Consider the following 304-nt stretch of genomic DNA (forward strand, 5'->3'; position numbering starts at 1 on the left):
CTATTTTCAAAGCTGTAATCACATCGCTTCGAAGTTACGAAGGCCTTTCATTTTATTGATCCACGCTTTGACGCTCGGGTAATTATTGAGGTTAAAGCCGCCTTCTTCTGCAACGTGGGTATATGCGAATAGGCTTATATCCGCTGTTGTCGGATAGTCGCCAGTTAGAAAAACCGTGTGATTGAGCTGCTCTTCCATTACGGCTAATGCTCTGTTGCCGCCTTCTTGTTTGTCGAGGTAGTCTTGCTTTCGGTCATCGGGTAGCCCCAGATATTTGTTAATAAAGCGTGCTACTGCGATATAG

The 304-nt window shown here is 45.1% G+C and carries 1 protein-coding gene; it reads right to left on the minus strand.

Annotated elements, in window-relative coordinates; genetic code table 11:
• Positions 1-18: 18 nt before the first annotated feature.
• The coding region (locus A3751_RS02840; protein WP_197466139.1) for a glutathione binding-like protein at positions 19-304 on the minus strand (286 nt) is incomplete at its 5' end.

It is taken from the genome of Oleiphilus sp. HI0080 (genome assembly GCF_001635135.1).